General features: G+C 68.8%; 17 protein-coding genes. 10 read left to right on the plus strand and 7 right to left on the minus strand.

Annotated features, from left to right (window positions below; translation table 11 throughout):
• Positions 1-4: 4 nt before the first annotated feature.
• The 4 genes from ctaD to APY03_RS28400 form a co-directional block, all read right to left on the minus strand.
• On the minus strand, positions 5-1,642 hold the full coding sequence (gene ctaD, locus APY03_RS28385) for a cytochrome c oxidase subunit I (protein ID WP_068682199.1): 1,638 nt from the start codon (positions 1,640-1,642) through the stop codon (positions 5-7).
• Positions 1,643-1,693: 51 nt separating this feature from the next.
• Positions 1,694-2,872 (minus strand): cytochrome c oxidase subunit II, encoded by a 1,179-nt coding sequence (gene coxB, locus APY03_RS28390; protein ID WP_068682201.1) that lies wholly within the window; start codon positions 2,870-2,872, stop codon positions 1,694-1,696.
• A 63-nt stretch (positions 2,873-2,935) separates the two neighbouring features.
• Positions 2,936-3,412 (minus strand): DUF2244 domain-containing protein, encoded by a 477-nt coding sequence (locus APY03_RS28395; RefSeq protein ID WP_068682297.1) that lies wholly within the window; start codon positions 3,410-3,412, stop codon positions 2,936-2,938.
• 146 nt (positions 3,413-3,558) lie between these two features.
• The gene (locus tag APY03_RS28400) at positions 3,559-4,473 is read right to left on the minus strand and encodes a biotin synthase (protein WP_068682203.1); all 915 of its coding nucleotides are present in this window, start codon (positions 4,471-4,473) and stop codon (positions 3,559-3,561) included.
• Between the two features lie 22 nt (positions 4,474-4,495).
• Between APY03_RS28400 and APY03_RS28405 the strand changes: the two genes are divergently transcribed.
• Both APY03_RS28405 and APY03_RS28410 read left to right on the plus strand, forming a co-directional pair.
• Positions 4,496-5,230 (plus strand): ComF family protein, encoded by a 735-nt coding sequence (locus APY03_RS28405; protein ID WP_068682204.1) that lies wholly within the window; start codon positions 4,496-4,498, stop codon positions 5,228-5,230.
• A gap of 13 nt (positions 5,231-5,243) precedes the next feature.
• Complete coding sequence (locus APY03_RS28410) at positions 5,244-5,705, plus strand: tRNA (cytidine(34)-2'-O)-methyltransferase (RefSeq protein WP_068682205.1); 462 nt, start codon at positions 5,244-5,246, stop codon at positions 5,703-5,705.
• Between the two features lie 23 nt (positions 5,706-5,728).
• Here APY03_RS28410 and APY03_RS28415 read toward each other — a convergent pair whose 3' ends face one another.
• Positions 5,729-6,187 (minus strand): MaoC family dehydratase, encoded by a 459-nt coding sequence (locus APY03_RS28415; RefSeq protein ID WP_068682206.1) that lies wholly within the window; start codon positions 6,185-6,187, stop codon positions 5,729-5,731.
• 146 nt (positions 6,188-6,333) lie between these two features.
• Positions 6,334-6,954, minus strand: a complete 621-nt coding sequence (locus APY03_RS28420; RefSeq protein WP_068682210.1) for a ParA family protein — start codon at positions 6,952-6,954, stop codon at positions 6,334-6,336.
• 83 nt (positions 6,955-7,037) lie between these two features.
• On the opposite strand from APY03_RS28420, the gene kefF reads away from it, so the two are divergent.
• Positions 7,038-7,682 carry a glutathione-regulated potassium-efflux system oxidoreductase KefF gene (kefF, locus tag APY03_RS28425; RefSeq protein WP_068682212.1) on the plus strand — a complete coding sequence of 215 codons (645 nt, stop codon included), beginning with the start codon at positions 7,038-7,040 and terminating at the stop codon, positions 7,680-7,682.
• Complete coding sequence (gene kefC, locus APY03_RS28430; RefSeq protein WP_068682214.1) at positions 7,682-9,535, plus strand: glutathione-regulated potassium-efflux system protein KefC; 1,854 nt, start codon at positions 7,682-7,684, stop codon at positions 9,533-9,535. Before kefF ends, kefC begins: the two co-directional genes overlap by 1 nt.
• A 24-nt stretch (positions 9,536-9,559) precedes the next feature.
• Here kefC and APY03_RS28435 read toward each other — a convergent pair whose 3' ends face one another.
• Complete coding sequence (locus APY03_RS28435) at positions 9,560-10,423, minus strand: amidohydrolase family protein (RefSeq protein WP_068682216.1); 864 nt, start codon at positions 10,421-10,423, stop codon at positions 9,560-9,562.
• A 117-nt stretch (positions 10,424-10,540) separates the two neighbouring features.
• Between APY03_RS28435 and APY03_RS28440 the strand changes: the two genes are divergently transcribed.
• The 6 genes from APY03_RS28440 to APY03_RS28465 are packed head-to-tail and all read left to right on the plus strand — an operon-like array spanning position 10,541 to position 18,424.
• Positions 10,541-11,317 (plus strand): crotonase/enoyl-CoA hydratase family protein, encoded by a 777-nt coding sequence (locus tag APY03_RS28440; RefSeq protein WP_068682217.1) that lies wholly within the window; start codon positions 10,541-10,543, stop codon positions 11,315-11,317.
• Positions 11,314-13,182: a feruloyl-CoA synthase gene (locus APY03_RS28445; RefSeq protein WP_068682218.1), complete on the plus strand. Its 1,869-nt coding sequence runs from the start codon at positions 11,314-11,316 to the stop codon at positions 13,180-13,182. Before APY03_RS28440 ends, APY03_RS28445 begins: the two co-directional genes overlap by 4 nt.
• Positions 13,179-13,943, plus strand: coding sequence for an SDR family NAD(P)-dependent oxidoreductase (locus APY03_RS28450; protein WP_068682220.1), 765 nt, complete (start codon positions 13,179-13,181; stop codon positions 13,941-13,943). Before APY03_RS28445 ends, APY03_RS28450 begins: the two co-directional genes overlap by 4 nt.
• A gap of 49 nt (positions 13,944-13,992) precedes the next feature.
• Complete coding sequence (locus APY03_RS28455; RefSeq protein ID WP_068682222.1) at positions 13,993-14,982, plus strand: tripartite tricarboxylate transporter substrate-binding protein; 990 nt, start codon at positions 13,993-13,995, stop codon at positions 14,980-14,982.
• Complete coding sequence (locus APY03_RS28460) at positions 14,979-16,700, plus strand: tannase/feruloyl esterase family alpha/beta hydrolase (RefSeq protein WP_068682225.1); 1,722 nt, start codon at positions 14,979-14,981, stop codon at positions 16,698-16,700. Before APY03_RS28455 ends, APY03_RS28460 begins: the two co-directional genes overlap by 4 nt.
• Positions 16,697-18,424, plus strand: coding sequence for an acyl-CoA dehydrogenase family protein (locus APY03_RS28465; RefSeq protein ID WP_068682227.1), 1,728 nt, complete (start codon positions 16,697-16,699; stop codon positions 18,422-18,424). The genes APY03_RS28460 and APY03_RS28465 overlap by 4 nt, the downstream gene beginning before the upstream one ends.
• The last annotated feature ends 18 nt before the right edge of the window (positions 18,425-18,442 follow it).

The following is an 18,442-nucleotide window of genomic DNA, read 5'->3' on the forward strand; positions in this document are numbered from 1 at the left end:
TCTCTCAGCCGATCACCTTGGTGGCGGTGGCGTCCAGCTTGGGCGGATTCTCGAAGGTGTGGAAGGGCGCGGGCGACGGCACTTCCCACTCGAGGCCCTCGGCCGCTTCCCAGGGCTTCTGCGAAGCCTTCTCGCCCTTGCCCATCATCGTGGGCAGCACGATGAAGAAGAAGAAGTAAACCTGCGCCAGGCCGAAGGCGAACGCGCCGACCGAGGCGACCGCGTTGAAATCGGCGAACTGCATGGGGTAGTCGGCATAGCGGCGCGGCATGCCGGCCAAGCCCAGGAAGTGCATGGGGAAGAAGGTGATGTTGAAGGAGATCAGCGACCACCAGAAGTGGATCTTGCCGCGCGTCTCGTCGTACATCACGCCGGTCCACTTCGGCACCCAGTAGTAAAAGCCAGCGAACATCGCATAGAGCGAGCCGGCCACCAGCACGTAGTGGAAGTGGGCGACGACGTAATAGGTGTCCTGCAGCTGGGTGTCGATGGGTGCGATGGCCAGGATCAGGCCGGTGAAGCCGCCCATGGTGAACACGAAGATGAAACCCACTGCGAAAAGCATCGGGGTCTCGAAGGTCATCGAGCCCTGCCACATGGTGGCGATCCAGTTGAAGATCTTCACCGCCGTCGGCACCGCGATCAGCATGGTCGCGTACATGAAGAAAAGCTGGCCGGTTACCGGCATGCCGGTGGTGAACATGTGGTGCGCCCACACGATGAACGAAAGAATCGCGATGGAGGAAGTTGCGTACACCATCGAGGCGTAGCCGAACAGGCGCTTGCGCGAGAAGGCCGGCACGATCTGGCTGATGATGCCGAAGGCCGGCAGGATCATGATGTAGACCTCGGGATGGCCGAAGAACCAGAAGATGTGCTGATACATCACCGGGTCGCCGCCGCCGGCGGGGCTGAAGAAGCTGGTCCCGAAGTGACGGTCGGTCAGCGTCATGGTGATGGCGCCGGCGAGGACAGGCATCACGGCAATCAGCAGGTAGGCGGTAATGAGCCAGGTCCAGCAGAACATCGGCATCTTCATCAGCGTCATGCCCGGGGCGCGCATGTTGAGGATGGTCACGATGATGTTGATCGAGCCCATGATCGACGAGGCACCCATGATGTGCATCGCGAAGATGCCGGCGTCCATCGACGGGCCCATCTGCAGCGTCAGCGGCGCGTAGAGCGTCCAGCCTGCCGCGGGTGCGCCGCCGGGCATGAAGAAGGAGCCCACCAGCATGATGGCTGCGGGGATGAGCAGCCAGAAGCTGAAGTTGTTCATCCGCGCGAAGGCCATGTCGGAAGCACCGATCTGCAGCGGGATCATCCAGTTCGCAAAGCCCACGAAGGCCGGCATGATCGCGCCGAACACCATGATCAGGCCGTGCATGGTGGTGAACTGGTTGAACAGTTCGGGGTTCACGACCTGCAGGCCGGGCTGGAACAGCTCGGCGCGGATCAGCAGCGCGAGCACGCCGCCCACCATCAGCATGGTGAAGGAGAACAGCAGGTACAGCGTGCCGATGTCCTTGTGGTTGGTGGCGAACACCCAGCGGCGCCAGCCGGTCGGCGCGGCGTGATGTTCGTCGTGGGCATGGTCGCCGTGGCCGTGTGCGTGGCCGTGGGGATCGATGACTGCGCTCATTGTGATATTCCTTGCAAACTCTTCGTCGTGGCGTCGTGAGGCAGCGCCGGCTTACTTGCCGCGCTGCGCCAGCACCTCGGCCGGCTGCACCAGCTGGCCCGTCTTGTTCGACCAGCTGTTCTTGGTGAAGCTCACCACGGCCGCAATGTCGGTGTCGCTCAGTTGCTTCCAGGCCGGCATGGCGCCGTTGTTCGCACCGTTGAGGACGATGTGGATCTGCTTGTTGTGGTCGGGATCGACCACGAGCGCCGAGCCGTCCAGCGGCTTGATCGGGCCCGCGCCCTTGCCGTTGGCCTGGTGACAGGCCGCGCAGTTGGCGGCATAGACCTTCTCGCCGCGCGCCAGGATCTCGGGCAGGGTCCAGACCTTGCTCGGGTCGTCCTGCTTGGCGGCCGCCTCCTTGCGCTTGCCGTCGACCCACGCCGTGTAGTCGCCCTTCGAGACCACCTTCACGTGGATCGGCATGTAGGCGTGCTCCTTGCCGCAGAGCTCCTGGCACTGGCCGTAGTAGTCGCCCACCTTCTCGGCGCGAAACCAGGTGTCGCGCACGAAGCCGGGAATGGCATCCTGCTTGACGCCCAGTTGCGGCACGGCGAAGGCGTGGATCACGTCGTTGGCGGTGGTGATGATGCGCACCTTGGTGTCGACCGGCACCACCATCGGGTTGTCGACCTTCAGCAGGTAGTCGTCCGGCACATCGCCCTTGGCGCCGGCGTCCGACATGGCGCGATGCGAGCTGTCGAGCGTCGAGATGAAGGCCAGGCCCTCGCCCTCGCCCTTGATGTAGTCGTAGCCCCACTTCCACTGGTAGCCGGTGGTCTTGATCGTGAGGTCGGCATTGGTGGTGTCCTTCTGGGCCACCAGCACCTTGGTGGCCGGCAGCGCCATCAGGATCACGATGATGAAGGGCACGATGGTCCAGAGGACTTCGACCACCACGGATTCATGGAAGTTGGCCGCCTTGTGGCCCACCGACTTGCGGTGCTTCCAGATCGAATAGAACATGACCGCGAAGACGGCTATGAAAATCACCGTGCAAAGCACCAGCATCACGGTGTGCAGGAAGTGCTGCTCTTCCGCGATCTTGGTAACGCCCACCGGCAGGTTCAGCTGGCGCACCGACGGGCCGCCGGCAAGATCGTTGACTGCATGCGCCGCGCTGCCCCACATCGCGCCGGCCGCCAGCAGCAGATTCGCCGGCCACTTCTTGTTGCACCAATTGCTCTTCATCGTGTTCACTTCTTCAATTTTCAAGTAACCCACCGGTCCCCACGGGCTGCATTGCGCACCCTTTCAGGCGCCACGCAATGCCATGCGAATCTCGCGCGCCAGCGCCGCGCGCAACTCCGGACGCACATAGCGCCCCACCTTGACCGAACGACCCTGTCCCGAGACCTCGATCAGCGAGCGGTCGCTGAGCTGAGGTTCGACCCGCACCTGGTGCGGCAAGAATTCAGTGCGCTCGTAGTGCCCGCCATTCTCGAGCTCGACCACCAGCCGGCCGCCCTGGAGCGCGATGCGCTCGCCGTCGGCGGCGTGGCGCGCATACAGCAGAAAAGCGAAGCCGACCGCGCCCAGCTCGAGCCAGGCGAAAGGCAGCACCAGAGGCGCGCCATGCACCCAGAAAATGGCTCCGATGCCCAGCGAGACCACGCACAGGGATGCGTAGAGCCAGCCAAGCTGGCTCGGCGTGACCGAGCAGTTGCGCTTCAGGAACCAGTGGATGTTCTGGCCTGAAACGGTGGCAAAACGAAACACGGAATTCGACACGGCGAGCGAGTTCAGCAAATCGGTGCGTCGATCGCCGTCAAACCCATGTCCGACAGGCCTCGATCACGGGACAATACCCGGAGTTCACGCAACGGCGGATTGTAGCGGGTGAACAGAGGTGGTCATTCGCGCAGCGGCCTTGCGGCTCACGCACCCGGTCGCCCGCGCTGAAGCATCGAACGCATCTCGCGCAGCGAGACCGCGCTTTCGGCCGCCAGCGCCACCCGCGGTGCCGGCTTGAAGGCGTGCCCGTAGATGATCTCGAAAGTCAAGGCAATCCGCCCGACTCCTTCCGCGGACAAGGCCACGTCTGGCAACGCACGGCGCAGCACGCGATGCCAGGTCCGGCCTCGCAGCCCGGGAAAGCGTGCACGATGGAGGTTGCGCCCCAGCGTGCGCAGTTCGGCCAGCGCCGCCTCGGCGCTCGGCCATGTGAGGACGATGCGCTCCATGTCCATCACCGGCTCCGCGAAGCCGGCGTGGACCAGCATGTCGCCCCAATCGTGCATGTCGGTGAATTCGTGGCTGGGAGGCGGCCAGCCCTGGCGTTCGTGCAGCACGCGCAGTTCGCGCACGGTGTCGGGGCCGAAGCAGGAGAACATCAGGAAGCCGTCGGTCGCCACCAGACTGTGCCAGCGGGCGATCAGCGCCTGCGGATCGGCCGCCATGTGCAGCGCCATGTTGGCCCACAGCAGATCCACCCCCTCCTCTGGCGGCGCCTCGAAGCTGGACCGGGCGCCCTGCCAGCGCCGCGCGCTCCACCAGGGCGCGGCGAGCGCCGCGCGGGTAGGCGCAAGCAGCGCCGGCTCCGGTTCGATCACGAAGGCGGCCGCGTCACGGTAGCGGCGCGCGAGCAGTGCGTGCGATTCCAGCCCGCCGCGCAGCGGGGACCAGTCGGCCCAGTGGCGCGGCTGCGCCTTGATCCATTGGAGACGGTCCTCCATGCGGCGGCCGATCTCCTCGTGCAGCCAGGGCGAACCGCCGGCGGGCGCGAGGCGGCCCCAGCGTGCGGCGGCCGCAGCATCGATGGTCGGCGGTCGCTGAGGGGGGGTGGAGTCCATCGGGCGCTCAGTATATTGAGCGATGTCCAACCCTTGGCGCCAGGGCCCTTCTCTGCTCTCTTCCCTGCTCTCCTCCCTGCTCGAGCGCGTGCCGAGCCAGTGCGCGGTGTGCCGCGCCTGGCCCTCGCGTCCCGTGTGCGACGCCTGCGTAACGCGTTTCGCCCCGCCGGCCTCGCGCTGCGTCAGCTGCGCCCTGCCGGTGCCGCAGGGCGTGGCCCGGTGCGGCGAGTGCCTTGCCCATCCGCCCCCGCTGGACGCCTGCCTCGCGGCCTGCGCCTATGCCTGGCCCTGGCCCGACTGCATCGCGCAGTTCAAGTTCCAGGGCCGAGCGGGCTGGGCCGCGCCGCTGGCGACCCTGCTGCGAAGCGCCCCCTGGGTCGAGCCGGCCCTGGAGCAGGCCGACCTGGTGGTGCCGATGCCGCTGGCAAGAAGCCGGCTGCGCGAGCGCGGCTTCAACCAGGCGTACGAGCTGGCGCGCCGGCTCGCCCCGCAGAAGACCGATCCAGCACTGTTGTTGCGCACCCGGGACACGCCACCGCAAAGCGGCCTCGCGCGCGCCGAGCGGTTGCGCAATCTGCGCGGCGCCTTCGCGCTCGAACCGCTGCGCGCAGAGGTCGTGCGTGGGCGGCGCATCGTGCTGGTGGATGATGTGATGACCAGCGGCGCCTCGCTGTTCTCGGCGGCGCAGGTGTTGCGCACCGGCGGGGCAGCGCACGTCACCGCGATCGTGCTCGCAAGGACCGATCCGCCGTCTTGAAGAGAATCGGCCCATGTTCCACATCGTCCTGGTCGAACCCGAGATACCGCCCAACACCGGCAACGTGATCCGGCTGGCCGCCAACACCGGCTGCACCCTGCACCTGGTAGAGCCGCTGGGTTTTTCGATGGACGACCGGCTGCTGCGGCGCGCTGGCCTCGACTACCACGAGTACGCCGAGGTTCGCCGCCATGCCGGCTGGGAGGCGCTGCTGGCATCCGAGCAGCCCGCGCCCGAGCGCCTTTTCGCCCTCACGACGCGCGGCACGCGCATCGTCCACGAGGTCGGCTTCCGCCCCGGCGACTGGCTGGTGTTCGGATCGGAGACGCGCGGCCTCGCGCCGGAACTGCGCGAGCGCTTCCCGCCGCCGCAGCGCCTGCGCCTGCCGATGCGCGCAGGCCAGCGCAGCTTGAACCTGTCGAACGCGGTGGCAGTGACGGTGTTCGAGGCTTGGCGGCAGAACGGCTTCGCCTGAGGAGCCAGGTCGCCGCGGGGCCCTCAGCGGAAGCGGCGCACCACCGATTCGGCGACGCAGGCCGGCTTGGTCGCACCCTCGAGCTCGATGGTGGCCTCCCAGACCATCTGGATGCCTTCGCCGTCGATGGGCTCGCAGCTCAGCAGCTTCATGCGCCCGCGCAGCCGGCCGCCGACCGGCACGGGCGTCATGAAGCGCACGCGATTGAGCCCGTAGTTGACGCCCATGCGCGACTCGACCACTTCGAAGGCCGATTCGTAGAAACGTGGCAGCAGCGACAGCGTCAGGAATCCGTGGGCGATCGGCCCGCCGAAGGGCCCGGCCTTGGCGCGTTCCACATCGACGTGGATCCACTGGTGGTCCCCGGTGGCCTCGGCGAACTGGTTGACCTGCTCCTGCGTGACCGTGATCCAGTCGCTCACCGCGACTTCCTGGCCGACGCAGGCGGCGAGATCCTGAAGGGTCTGGAATGTCTTCTTCATGTTTTCACTCTACTTGGCCAGGGCCTCCGCCGCTGTAGCCGGCGTGACAGTCCGGAGAACACCGCGGAACCGGCTGTGCCGGGCCGCTGGTGTTGCCCCCGGCAGGGGGTGGGCGGCTACACGAAGTGAGCCAACCTGGGGAGGAGCTAAGCATCGAGCCATTGGCGGATGGGTTCCCACTGCTCCAGGTCGCGCTGCACCCGGCCCGGTGCGATGTCGAAGAGCGTGAGTCCGCGCGCCGCGAGTTGCACGTAGTTCTGCGTGTCGCGCAGCTCGCCCAGCACCGGCACGCCCAGCCCGGCGACGAACTCGCGCAGGCGCTCGGCTGCCAGCGTGCGCCCGTCGACACGCATGCCGACCACCCCGACCTGCGTCTTGCCGACATGGCGGTTGGCCAGCAGCTTGTCCAGGAAGTCGCGCGTGGCATAGATATCGAAGATGCTGGGCTGCAACGGCACCAGCACCCTGTCGGCCATCGGCACCACCTCCTTGAGCCGCGCGCCGTGCAGGCCCGCTGGCGTGTCGATCACCGCGTGCGTGGTGCCGCGCGGCGGCCGCACCACGGTGCCGTCTTCCGAAGCCTCCCAGGTCCTGATCTCGCGCGCCGCCGGCGTGCGCAGGCCGAGCCATAGCCGGGAGGACTGCTGCCGGTCGATGTCGCCGAGCATCACCGCATGGCCGCGGCTCGCGAAATAGCCCGCAATGTTGGTTGCGAGCGTGGATTTGCCGACCCCACCCTTGGGGTTGGCGACCAGGACCACCGGCATGACAGGCTCCTTCCAGACTGAAGAGACAGGCGCCATGGTAGCCGCGCCCGCCGGCCGTCCGAGTTGCGCTATGTTCGCGCACCATGACCACGACAACACCAAGCCCGGGCCGTTCCGCAGGCGGCATTTACCTGCTCGCCGCCCATCCCCATTGGCGCGATTCGCGCGTCAACTGGCAGCTTCTGCAGGCCGCGCGCAGCCTGCCCCACGTCGAGGCCAACGACCTCTATTCCAGCTACCCCGACTACGCGATCGACATCCAGGCCGAGCAGGCCCGCCTCGCCCGCGCCAAGCTATTGGTGCTGCTGCACCCGATCCAGTGGTATTCGATGCCGGCGCTGCAGAAGCTCTGGCTCGACGAGGTGCTGAGCTACGGCTGGGCCTACGGCGGCGGCGGCATGGCGCTGCAGGGCAAGGACTGCTGGCTGGTGGCCACCACCGGCGGCCCCGAGCACAGCTACCACCCGCAGAGCTACAACCGCTACTTCTTCGACGCCTTCCTGCCGCCCTACGAGCAGACCGCCGCCCTCTGCGGCATGCGCTTCCTGCCGCCGCTGCTCTTCCACGGCGCGCGCAGCGCCACCCCCGAAATGCTGGCGGCGCACATCGAGGTCTTCAGGCAGCGCCTCTCGAGCTACCCCGACTGGCCGGAGATGGAAGACATCCCCGAATGCGCCGCCTGCGAAGTCCCGGCGACCGACCGGCCGCTGGAACACGAGGAGGCCTGATGGAACACGCACCGGGCTGGCTCGTCAATTCGCTGATCTACCTGGGCGCCGCCGTACTGGTGGTGCCGTTGTCGAAGGCACTCGGCCTCGGCTCGATCATCGGCTATCTCGCGGCCGGCATCGTCATCGGCCCTTGGGGCCTGGGCCTCGTGACCAACGTGGTCGACATCCTGCATTTCGCCGAGTTCGGCGTGGTGCTGATGCTGTTCCTGGTCGGCCTCGAGCTGGAGCCCAGGCGCCTGTGGAGCCTGCGCCGGCCGATCTTCGGCTGGGGCACTGCGCAGGTCGTGGCCTGCGCGGCCGTGCTCTTCCTGGCCGGCTGGGCGGGCGGCGCGAACTGGCGCGTGGCCCTGGTCGCCGCGCTGGGCCTGGCGCTGTCCTCGACCGCCATCGCGCTGCAGGTGCTGGGCGAACGCAACCTGCTGCCGACGCCGAGCGGGCAGGCCGGCTTCTCGATCCTGCTGTTCCAGGACGTGGCGGCGATCCCGATCCTCGCGCTCCTGCCCCTGCTGGCTGTCGGCTCCGACACCGCGCCGGCCCTCACCGGCGCCGACCGCGCGCTCGAGGGTCTGAAGATCGTCGCGGTGGTCGGCGGCATCGTGCTGGGCGGCCGGCTGGTGCTGCGCCCGCTGCTGCGCTGGATCGCGCGCAGCGACACGCCCGAGATCTTCACCGCCGCCTCGCTGCTGCTGGTGGTGGCGATCGCCGCGCTGATGCAGTTCGTCGGCCTGTCGATGGCGCTCGGCGCCTTCCTCGCCGGCGTGCTGCTGGCCGAGAGCGAGTACCGGCGCGAGTTGGAAACCGACATCGAGCCCTTCAAGGGCCTGCTGCTGGGCCTCTTCTTCATCGCGGTCGGCATGAGCATCGACTTCGGCGTGCTGCTGGACCGGCCGGGCCTGATGGCGCTGGTCGTCGTCGGCTTCATGCTGCTGAAGGCGATCGTGATCTTCACGCTGGCGAAGCTGATGGGACTGCCCTACCAGCAGCGGCCGGTGTTCACGCTGCTGCTGGCGCAGGGCGGCGAGTTCGCCTTCGTGGTTTTCCAGGCGGCCGGCCCGCAGGTCCTGCCGGCCGGGGTCGCGTCGTTCCTGATCGGCGCGGTGGCCTTGTCGATGCTGCTGTCGCCGCTGCTGCTGGTGGCGCTCGACAAGTGGGTGCTGCCACGCTACAGCGACGGGGCGCCGGTCACGATGGAAGAGATCTCCGAGCAACAGGAAGCCAAGGTGCTGATCTGCGGCTTCGGCCGCTACGGCCAGATCCTGGGGCGGATGCTCAGCGCCCAGGGCCTGAAGCTGACCGTGCTGGACCACGACCCCGACACCATCGAAAGCCTGCGCGAGTTCGGCTTTCGGGTCTTCTACGGCGACGCCACGCGGCTGGACGTGCTGCGCACCGCCGGCGCCGGCACGGCCAGTGTGCTGGTGGTGGCGGTGGACGGCGTGGAGCAATCGCTGGCCATCGTCGACATGGCGCGCGCGCACTTCCCCAACGCGCGCATCATCGCCCGCGCGCGCAACGTGGGTCATCTCTACCAGTTGCTCGACCGCAAGGTGGAGTTCATCGAGCGCGAGCTCTTCGAATCCTCCCTGCGCAGCGCCCGCTCGGTGCTGGAGGGACTGGGCTGGCCCGCGCACGAGGCGCGCGAAGCGGCGATGCGCTTTCGCCGCCGCAACATCGAGCTCATGCATGAGCTCTACCCGCACTACAAGGACCGCGCCAAGCTGATCGCGGCCTCGAAGGAAGGGCGCCAGCAGTTCCAGGAGCAGATCGCGCGCGAGCGCGAGGAACGCAAGCAGCGCTCGGGCCAGGACTGGAACCTGGCGGTGGAAGAGGGTCGAAGCAGCGTCGAATGACCAGCAGCTGCTTTCGGACTCCCTTCAGTCGAGCTTCAGCAACCGCACCGCATTGCCCTTCAGGATGCCGGGCATCACCTCCGGCTTGAAGCCCGCCTCCTCGAAGTCCTTCATCCAGCGGTCGGGCGTGATCAGCGGGTAGTCGCTGCCGAACAGGATGCGGTCCTTCAGCAGCGTGTTGGCGTACTGCACCAGCTGCTTCGGGAAGTACTTCGGGCTCCAGCCCGAGAGGTCGATCCAGACGTTGGGCTTGTGCGTCGCCACGCTGAGCGCTTCGTCCTGCCAGGGGAAGCTGGGGTGCGCCATGATGATCTGCATGTCCGGGAAATCGATGGCCACGTCGTCCAGGTGCATCGGGTTGCTGTATTCCAGCCTGAGGCCGCCGCCGCAGCGCATGCCTGAGCCGATGCCGCTGTGGCCCGTGTGGAACACCGCCGGCAGCCCGTGCTCGGCGATCACCTCGTAGATCGGCCAGGCCATCCGGTCGTACGGGTGGTAGCCCTGCACCGTCGGATGGAACTTGAAGCCCTTGACGCCATGCTCCTCGATCAGGCGCCTTGCCTCTCGCGCACCCATCTTCCCCTTGTGCGGATCGATGCTGGCGAAGGCGATCATGATGTCGCTGTTCTTCTGCGCCGCCTCGGCGATCTCCTCGTTCGGGATGCGGCGCCGGCCGAGGTTCGACTCGGCGTCGACCATGAACATCACCAGGCCGATCTTCCGCTCGCGGTAGTAGTCGATGCTCTCCTGGATGGTCGGGCGCCGGCTCGATCGGAAATACTTGTCGGCCGCGCGGTCGTACTCCTCGCCGTAGTTGTCGAAGGGATTCCAGCAGCTCACCTCGGCGTGCGTGTGGGTGTCGATCGCGATCAGGTTGCGGTGGTCCATGGGGCTTGTCTCCAGGCTGTGCAGCGACTAAGGGTAAATCCGGGTGCCGAGCCTGTCGACTCGGCTTGAATTAGTTATTTCCAATAACCATAATCGATCGTGAAAGGGAGCGCAACCATGACCACCACCACCGACCTTCAACTCGAGCTGCGCGACGAGATCGCCATCATCCGCCTGACGCGCGCCGCCAAGCGCAACGCATTGTCAGATTCCCTCATCCTCGCCCTGCGCGACACTTTCCAGAACCTGCCTTCCACCGTGCGCGCGGCGGTGATCGACGGCGACGGCCCGCACTTCTGCGCCGGCCTCGATCTTTCCGAGCTGAAGGAGCGCGACGCCGGTCAGGGCATGCAGCACTCGCGCCTCTGGCACGCGGCCCTCGATGTCGTGCAAGGCGGCCCGGTGCCGGTGATTGCGGCGCTGCACGGCGCGGTGGTCGGCGGCGGACTCGAGCTCGCAAGCGCCTGCCACATCCGCGTGGCCGACACCACCACCTTCTATGCCCTGCCCGAAGGCTCGCGGGGCATCTTCGTCGGCGGCGGCGGCTCGGTGCGCATCCCCAAGCTGATCGGCACCGCACGCATGATGGACATGATGATGACCGGCCGCGTCTACGACGCCGAGTCCGGCGAGCGCGCCGGCTTCGCGCAGTACCTGGTGGCGGAAGGCAGCTCCTTCGAGAAGGCGCTGGAGCTCGCCCGCAAGGTGGCCGGCAACGCGCCGCTCACCAACTACGCGCTGATGCACGCGCTGCCGCGCATCAGCGAGCAGCCGGCGGACCACGGCTTCTTCACCGAGGCGCTGATCTCCGGCATCGTCCAGAGCGCGCCGGAGGCCAAGGAGCGCGTGCGCGCCTTCCTCGAAGGCCGCGCCGGCAAGGTGACGAAGTCATGAGCACGATGGTCCGCTACCGGCCGCTCGCCTTCGGCGTGACGCGCGCCGTGCTGCGCGAAGGCGCCCCCGGCATCCGCTACCTGCGGGCCGAGGCCGAGCTCGAGCCCTATGCCGAGCGCATGACTGATCGCCTGCGCCACTGGGCCGAGGCGGCGCCCGATCGCACCTTCATCGCCCGCCGCGAGCGCCTGCCCGGCGGCGGCACCGGCGACTGGATCCGTGTGAGCTACGCCGAGGCGCACCGCAAGGCCCGCAGCATCGGCCAGGGCCTGCTCGCGCGCGGCCTGGGCCCCGAGCGCCCTGTCGCCATCCTCAGCGAGAACGGCATCGAGCACGCACTCATGGCCCTGGGCTGCCTCTATGCCGGCGTCCCGTACTGCCCGGTTTCGCCGCCCTATTCGCTGGTGAGCCAGGACTTCGAGAAGCTGCGCCATGTGCTGGACACGCTGACGCCCGGCCTGGTGTTCGCCGCCGATGCCCGGCGCTTCGAGCGCGCCATCACGGCCACCGTGCGGGCCGACATCGAGCTGGTGCTCGGCGACGGCGAGGTCGAGGGCCGTTCCGTCACGAGCCTCGAGGAACTGGCTGCCACCCCGGCCACGCCGGCGATCGACGCCGCGATGCAGGCCACCGGGCCCGACACCATTACCAAGTTCCTCTTCACTTCGGGCTCCACCAAGTTGCCCAAGGCGGTGGTCAACACGCACCGCATGTGGTGCGCCAACCAGCAGCAACTGCGCCAGTCGATCCCGGCGCTGGGCGAGGAGCCGCCGGTGCTGGTCGACTGGCTGCCCTGGAACCACACTTTCGGCGGCAACCACAACGTGGGCATCGTGCTGGACAACGGCGGCACCCTCTACATCGACGACGGCAAGCCCACCCCCACGGGCATGGCGGAGACCCTGCGCAACCTGCGCGAGATCGCGCCCACCATCTACTTCAACGTGCCGACCGGCTTCGAGGCCATCGCCCACGCCATGGAAAGCGATGCGGTGCTGCGCCGCAACCTCTTGTCGCGCGTGAAGATGTTCTTCTACTCGGGCGCCGCGCTGGCGCAGCCGGTGTGGGACAGCCTGCACCGCACCCAGGAGGCCGAGGTCGGCGAGCGCATCGTGATGGGCACCGGCCTGGGCATGACCGAATCGGGGCCCTTCGCGCTCTACGTCACCGGCCCCGAGGTCAAGTCGGGCGACCTGGGCCTGCCGGCGCCTGGCATCGACATCAAGCTGATCGACACCGACGGCAAGACCGAGGTGCGCTATCGCGGCCCCAACATCACGCCGGGCTACTGGCGCGCACCCGAGGCCACGGCCGAGGCCTTCGACGAGGAGGGCTTCTTCTGCACCGGCGACGCGGTGAAGTGGATCGACGAGAGCAACATCCACCGCGGGCTGCGCTTCGATGGCCGCATTGCGGAAGACTTCAAACTCGCCACCGGCACCTTCGTCAGCGTGGGGCCGCTGCGCGCCAGGATCATTGCGGCCGGCGCGCCCTATGTGCAGGACGCGGTGCTGACCGGCATCAACCTCAAGGAGGTCGGCGCACTGATCTTCCCGACCCAGAAGATCCGGCAGCTTGCAGGCCTTGCCGCCGATGCAGGCATGCGCGAGGTCGTCGAGAGCGCGCCGGTACAGGCGCATTTCCAGCGCGTGCTCGACGAACTCGCCCGCACCGCCACCGGCAGCGCCAACCGCATCGCGCGGCTGCACCTGGAGCACGAGCCGCCTTCCATCGACAAGGGCGAGGTCACCGACAAGGGCTCCATCAACCAGCGCTCCGTACTCAAGCACCGCGCCGATACCGTGGAAGCCTTCCACGCCGGCAGCCTGCCTTTCACGCTCAAACCGCAAGGAGACAAGCCATGAAGATCGAAGGACAAGCCGCGCTGGTCACCGGCGGCGCATCGGGCCTGGGCGAGGCGACCGCGCGCGAGCTCGCGCGCCTGGGGGCCAAGGTGGCCGTGCTGGACCTCAATGCCGCTCTTGCGGAGAAAGTGGCAGCCGAGATCGGCGGCATCGCCTGCCCCTGCGACATCACCGACACCGACAGCGTGAACGCCGCGCTCGACAAAGCCGCCGCCGCGCACGGCCCGGCTCGCATCCTGATGAACGTGGCCGGCATCGGCAGCGCCAAGCGCATCGTCGGCAAGGACGGCAACCCCGCTCCGCTGGAAGACTTCGTGCGCGTCGTCAACGTCAACCTCGTCGGCGCCTACAACATCAGCCGCCTCTACGCGGCGCAGTGCGCGAAGCTCGACCCGCTGGATGGCGGAGAGCGCGGCGTGATGATGTTCACCGCCTCGGTCGCTGCCTTCGACGGCCAGGTCGGCCAGCAGGCCTACAGCGCCTCCAAGGGCGGGCTGGTCGGCATGACGCTGCCGATGGCGCGCGACCTCGCGCAGCATGGCATCCGCGTGTGCACCACCGCGCCCGGCCTGTTCGCAACGCCGCTGCTGAAGGAGCTGCCCGAGCCTGTGCAGCAATCGCTGGCTGCGTCGATCCCGTTCCCGCCGCGCCTGGGCAAGCCTTCGGAGTTCGCCGAGCTGGCCTGCCACATCGTCACCAACGGGCACCTCAACGGGGAGGTGATCCGGCTCGACGGGGCCTTGCGCATGGCGCCGCGCTGAATACCGGACATCCGAACCTGCGACCCGAATTCACCAAGGAGACATCGCCATGCAACACCGTCGCCATTTCCTGCACGCCCTGGGCAGCGCCGCCGTCCTGGGCGGGCTGTCGCCCCTCTCGGCACTGGCCCAGGCGCTGGACCAGGTCAAGATCATGTACGGGTTCCCGCCCGGCAGCGCCGGCGACAGCGTGGCGCGCCGCGTGGCCGAGAAGCTGGGCGGCACGCCCTACAGCAAGAACCCCGGCTTCGTGGAGAACAAGCCCGGCGCGGGCGGCCGCATCGCCGTGGAGACGCTGAAGAACTCGCCGGCCGATGGCTCGGTCCTCACGCTGGCCCCGGTCTCCGCGCTGGCGGTCTATCCCTACATCTATCCCAAGCTCGCCTACAAGCCCGAGGACGTCACCCAGGTGTCGATCGGCGCCATCATGTTCCATGGCCTGGCGGTCGGGCCGGCCGTGCCGGCCGAGGTGAAGACGCTGAAGGACTTCCTCGCCTGGGCCAAGGCCAACCCGGCGCAGGCAAGCTACGGCTCGCCCGGCGCGGGCTCGATGCCGCACCTGCTGGGCGCGCTGCTCGGCCTGCGCGCGGGCGTGGAACTCAAGCACGTGCCCTACCGCGGCACCGTCCCCAGCATCACCGACCTGGTCGGCGGCCAGATCGCCGCCGCCATGAACCCCAGCGGCGACTACCTGCAGTACATGAAGGCCGGCCGCGTGCGCGTGCTGGCCACCTCCGGCCGCAAGCGCTCGCCCTACCTGCCCGATGTGCCCACCTTCACCGAACTGGGCTACCCGGACGTGACCTCCGAAGAGTGGTTCGGCTTCTACGCCCCCGCGAAGACGCCGCCCGCCACCATCGCCGCCGCCAACGCCGCGATCACCGCGGCGCTGAAGGACAAGTCGGTGATCGACGCCCTGGCCCTCGTCGGCCTGGTGGCGAACGGCAGCACGCCGCAGGAGATGGCGGCCGACCAGAAGGCGGAGTACGAGCGCTGGGGGCCGCTGGTCAAGCAGATCGGCTTCACGGCGGAGTCGTGAGGAGCGCCCGGCTGCCCCGAGGCGGGCGGCGCCTCGGCCTGCTGAGCCTGGCCTCGGCGCTTGCGGCCTGCACTGCCTCGGGCCCTGGCGCGCCGATGCCGCAGCTCTCGGCGGCACAGCCCGGTCCACTGCTGTCGTGCACCGACCTCGCAGCCAAGGCCGCGCGGCCCGGCACGGCCTACACCAGCGCGGTGGAAGTCGCCGCCGGTCCCGTCACCCTTGGCAGTGCCCGCATTCCCGCCCCCGCGCATTGCCTGGTGCAGGGCCGCATGAACGAGCGCGTGAGCGCGGTGGACGGCCAGCGCTATGCCATCGGCTTCGAGATGCGCCTGCCGCACGCCTGGAACGGCCGCTTCTTCTACCAAGCCAATGGCGGGCTCGACGGCGTGGTGGTGCCGGCCCTCGGCGGCATCGGCGGCGGCGGGCCCGCGAGCACCGCCTTGCAGATGGGCTTTGCCGTCATCAGCGCGGACGCGGGCCATGCGGGCTCGATGGGCCCGCGCTTCGGCCTTGATCCACAGGCGCGGCAGGACTACGGCTACAACGCCGTCGCCCAGCTCACGCCCATGGCCAAGCACCTGATCGCGCAGGCCTACGGCCGCGGCCCGGACCGCTCCTATATCGGCGGCTGCTCCAACGGCGGCCGGCATGCGATGGTGGCGGCCGCCCGTTCGGCGGCGCAGTACGACGGCATCCTCGCCGGCAATCCCGGCTTCCAGCTGCCGAGGGCGGCGGTCGCGCAGCTCTACGGGGCGCAGCAGTACGCCAAGGCCGCGACCGCCACCACGCCAACCGGCCAGCCCGATCTGCAGAGCGCCTTCACACCTGCGGAGCTGCAGCTCGTGGCCCGCCGCCTGGTCGCGCGCTGCGATGCGCTCGACGGGCTGGCCGACGGCATCGTCTCCGACGTGAAGGCCTGCCAGGCGCGCTTCAGGCTCAACGCCGACGTGCCCACCTGCAGCGGCGCGCGCGACGGCAGCTGCCTGGCACCGGCGCAGAAGACGGCACTTGCCAGTGTCTTCGCCGGTGCGCGCAACAGCGCCGGCCGCGCCATCTACAGCAGCTTCCCCTTCGACACCGGCATCGCGGGCGCCAACTGGCGCGAATGGAAATTCGCCAGCCCGGCGACGCGCGACGCCGGCGCCGTGGCTTTCATCTTCGCAACGCCGCCGCTGGCCGAGCGGCCGGGCGGCCTGCCCTTCGCGCTGGGCTTCGACATGGACCGCGATGCGCCGCTGATCGAGGCCACGTCCGGCATCTACCGCGAGTCGGCCATGGCCTTCATGGCACCGCCGCAGGCCGCGAAGCTCGACACGCTGCGCGCACGCGGCGCCAAGATGATCGTCTACCACGGCACCAGCGATCCGGTCTTCTCCTCCGACGACACTGCCGCCTGGTACGAGCAACTGCAGGCGAACCACGGCGGCGACGCTTCATCCTTCGCGCGCTACTTCCCGGTCCCCGGCATGAACCATTGCGCAGGCGGCCCAGCCACGGACCAGTTCGACATGCTGAGCACGCTGGTGGACTGGGTCGAGCAGGGCCGGGCGCCGCAGTTCGTCACCGCCAGCGCGCGCGGCCCGGGCGCCGCGGTGCCCAACCCAGAGATACCGGCCGACTGGTCGCCCCGGCGCACGCGTCCGCTGTGCCCCTATCCGCGCGTCGCGGTCTACACCGGCGGCGACCCCGAGATCGCTTCCAGCTTCGCCTGCCGATGAACTACCAGCCCCATCCCGACGATCAGCGCTTCCTGCTCGACGCTGTGCTCGGCGCCACCCCGCGCCTGCGCGCGCTCGGGCCTTTCGCGGAGTTCGACGACGCGCTCCAGGCGCAGGTGCTCGACGAAGCCGGCAAGTTCGTGGCCGAGGTGGTCGCGCCGCTGAACCGGATCGGCGACGAAACGGGCTGCCGCCTGGCCAACGGGGAGGTGCTGACGCCTCCCGGCTTCCGCGAGGCCTACCAGGGCCTCGTCGACGGCGGCTGGCTCGCGCTGTCCGCCGCACCCGAGGACGGCGGACAAGGCCTGCCGGCCGTGCTCGAGGCCATCCTCTTCGAATGGCTGAGCGCGGCCAACCACGGCCTCACGATGGCGCCCGGCCTGCTGCATGGCGCCTACGAATGCCTCCGGCACCACGGCAGCGCCGAGCTTCAGCAGGCCTATCTACCGAAGATCGCCAGCGGCGAATGGCTGGCCACCATGTGCCTGACCGAAGCCCATGCCGGCAGCGACCTGGGCCAGGTGCGCACGCGCGCACTACCGCAGTCCGACGGCAGCCTGCGGGTGAGCGGCAGCAAGATCTTCATCTCCGGGGGCGAACACGACCTGACGCCGAACATCGTGCACCTGGTGCTGTGCCGGCTGCCCGGTGCGCCGGCAGGACCCAAGGGCCTCTCGCTGGCCCTGGTGCCCAAGCTGCTGCCGGATGGCATCCGCAACCCGGTGCACTGCGAGCGCATCGAGGAGAAGATGGGCCTGCACGGCAGCCCCACCTGCGCGATGCGATTCGACGAAGCTACCGGCTGGCTGGTCGGCGAGCCGAACCGCGGCCTGGCCGCGATGTTCGTGATGATGAATGCGGCGCGCCTGCATGTGGCGCTTCAGGGCATCGGCCTGCTCGACGCCGCATGGCAGAAGGCCGACGCCTACGGCCGCGAGCGGCGCCAGATGCGCGCCCCCGGCCCGGCGCCGGCCAGCCGCGGCACCGAGGCCGCCGACCTGATCGTCGAGCATCCGGCCGTGCGCCGCATCCTCGAGACGCAGCGCGCCTGGATCGACGGCGCGCGCCTGCTGGCCTACCGCAGCGCGCTGCAACTGGACATCGCGCGCCACGATGCCGACCCCGCGCGCCGCGAGCGCGCCGAGCGCTGGTGCGCGCTGATCACGCCGGTATTGAAGGCGGCCTGCACGCAGCAGGCTTTCGAGGGCGCGAGCGCCTGCCTCCAGGTATTCGGCGGCCACGGCTATGTGCGCGAGTGGGGCATCGAGCAGGTGCTGCGCGACGCCCGCGTGACCATGATCTACGAGGGCACCAACGAGATCCAGGCCATCGACCTGGTCGTGCGCAAGCTTGTGCCCGACGGCGGCGCTGGCATGGCGAGCCTGCTGATCGAGCTGCGCGACGAGCTCGATGCCGCGCGCGAGTTCGACGCCGAGGTGCAGCGCCGCTTTGCGCAGCTGCGTTACCTCGGCACCACGATCGCCCTGGCGGCGCAGCGCGACCCGGCCCTGCCCCACGAGGTGGCCGACGATTACTTGCGGGTGGTGGCGCTGTCCCTGCTGGCCTGGGCCTGGGCGCGCATCGCGCATGCCGCGCCGGAGACATCGCGCTGGACGGCGCCGGCGGCCGCTTTCCGCCGATACGTGCTGCCGGAATTCGATATGCGGCTCGGCATGGTCAAGCGCGCCTGCGAGGCCGTCATGTCGCCGGACGCCGCGGCATAGGGGGCTCGCCCCCTACGT

The organism is Variovorax sp. WDL1 (assembly GCF_001541225.1).
GTDB lineage: Bacteria > Pseudomonadota > Gammaproteobacteria > Burkholderiales > Burkholderiaceae_C > Variovorax.

Coding starts and splice junctions, on each gene's coding strand:
- ctaD (WP_068682199.1), bottom strand. CDS start 1,642: ATGAGCGCAGTCATCGATCCCCACGGCCACGCACACGGCCACGGCGAC.
- coxB (WP_068682201.1), bottom strand. CDS start 2,872: ATGAAGAGCAATTGGTGCAACAAGAAGTGGCCGGCGAATCTGCTGCTG.
- APY03_RS28400 (WP_068682203.1), bottom strand. CDS start 4,473: ATGGACTCCACCCCCCCTCAGCGACCGCCGACCATCGATGCTGCGGCC.
- APY03_RS28405 (WP_068682204.1), top strand. CDS start 4,496: ATGTCCAACCCTTGGCGCCAGGGCCCTTCTCTGCTCTCTTCCCTGCTC.
- APY03_RS28410 (WP_068682205.1), top strand. CDS start 5,244: ATGTTCCACATCGTCCTGGTCGAACCCGAGATACCGCCCAACACCGGC.
- APY03_RS28415 (WP_068682206.1), bottom strand. CDS start 6,187: ATGAAGAAGACATTCCAGACCCTTCAGGATCTCGCCGCCTGCGTCGGC.
- APY03_RS28420 (WP_068682210.1), bottom strand. CDS start 6,954: ATGCCGGTGGTCCTGGTCGCCAACCCCAAGGGTGGGGTCGGCAAATCC.
- kefF (WP_068682212.1), top strand. CDS start 7,038: ATGACCACGACAACACCAAGCCCGGGCCGTTCCGCAGGCGGCATTTAC.
- kefC (WP_068682214.1), top strand. CDS start 7,682: ATGGAACACGCACCGGGCTGGCTCGTCAATTCGCTGATCTACCTGGGC.
- APY03_RS28435 (WP_068682216.1), bottom strand. CDS start 10,423: ATGGACCACCGCAACCTGATCGCGATCGACACCCACACGCACGCCGAG.
- APY03_RS28440 (WP_068682217.1), top strand. CDS start 10,541: ATGACCACCACCACCGACCTTCAACTCGAGCTGCGCGACGAGATCGCC.
- APY03_RS28445 (WP_068682218.1), top strand. CDS start 11,314: ATGAGCACGATGGTCCGCTACCGGCCGCTCGCCTTCGGCGTGACGCGC.
- APY03_RS28450 (WP_068682220.1), top strand. CDS start 13,179: ATGAAGATCGAAGGACAAGCCGCGCTGGTCACCGGCGGCGCATCGGGC.
- APY03_RS28455 (WP_068682222.1), top strand. CDS start 13,993: ATGCAACACCGTCGCCATTTCCTGCACGCCCTGGGCAGCGCCGCCGTC.
- APY03_RS28465 (WP_068682227.1), top strand. CDS start 16,697: ATGAACTACCAGCCCCATCCCGACGATCAGCGCTTCCTGCTCGACGCT.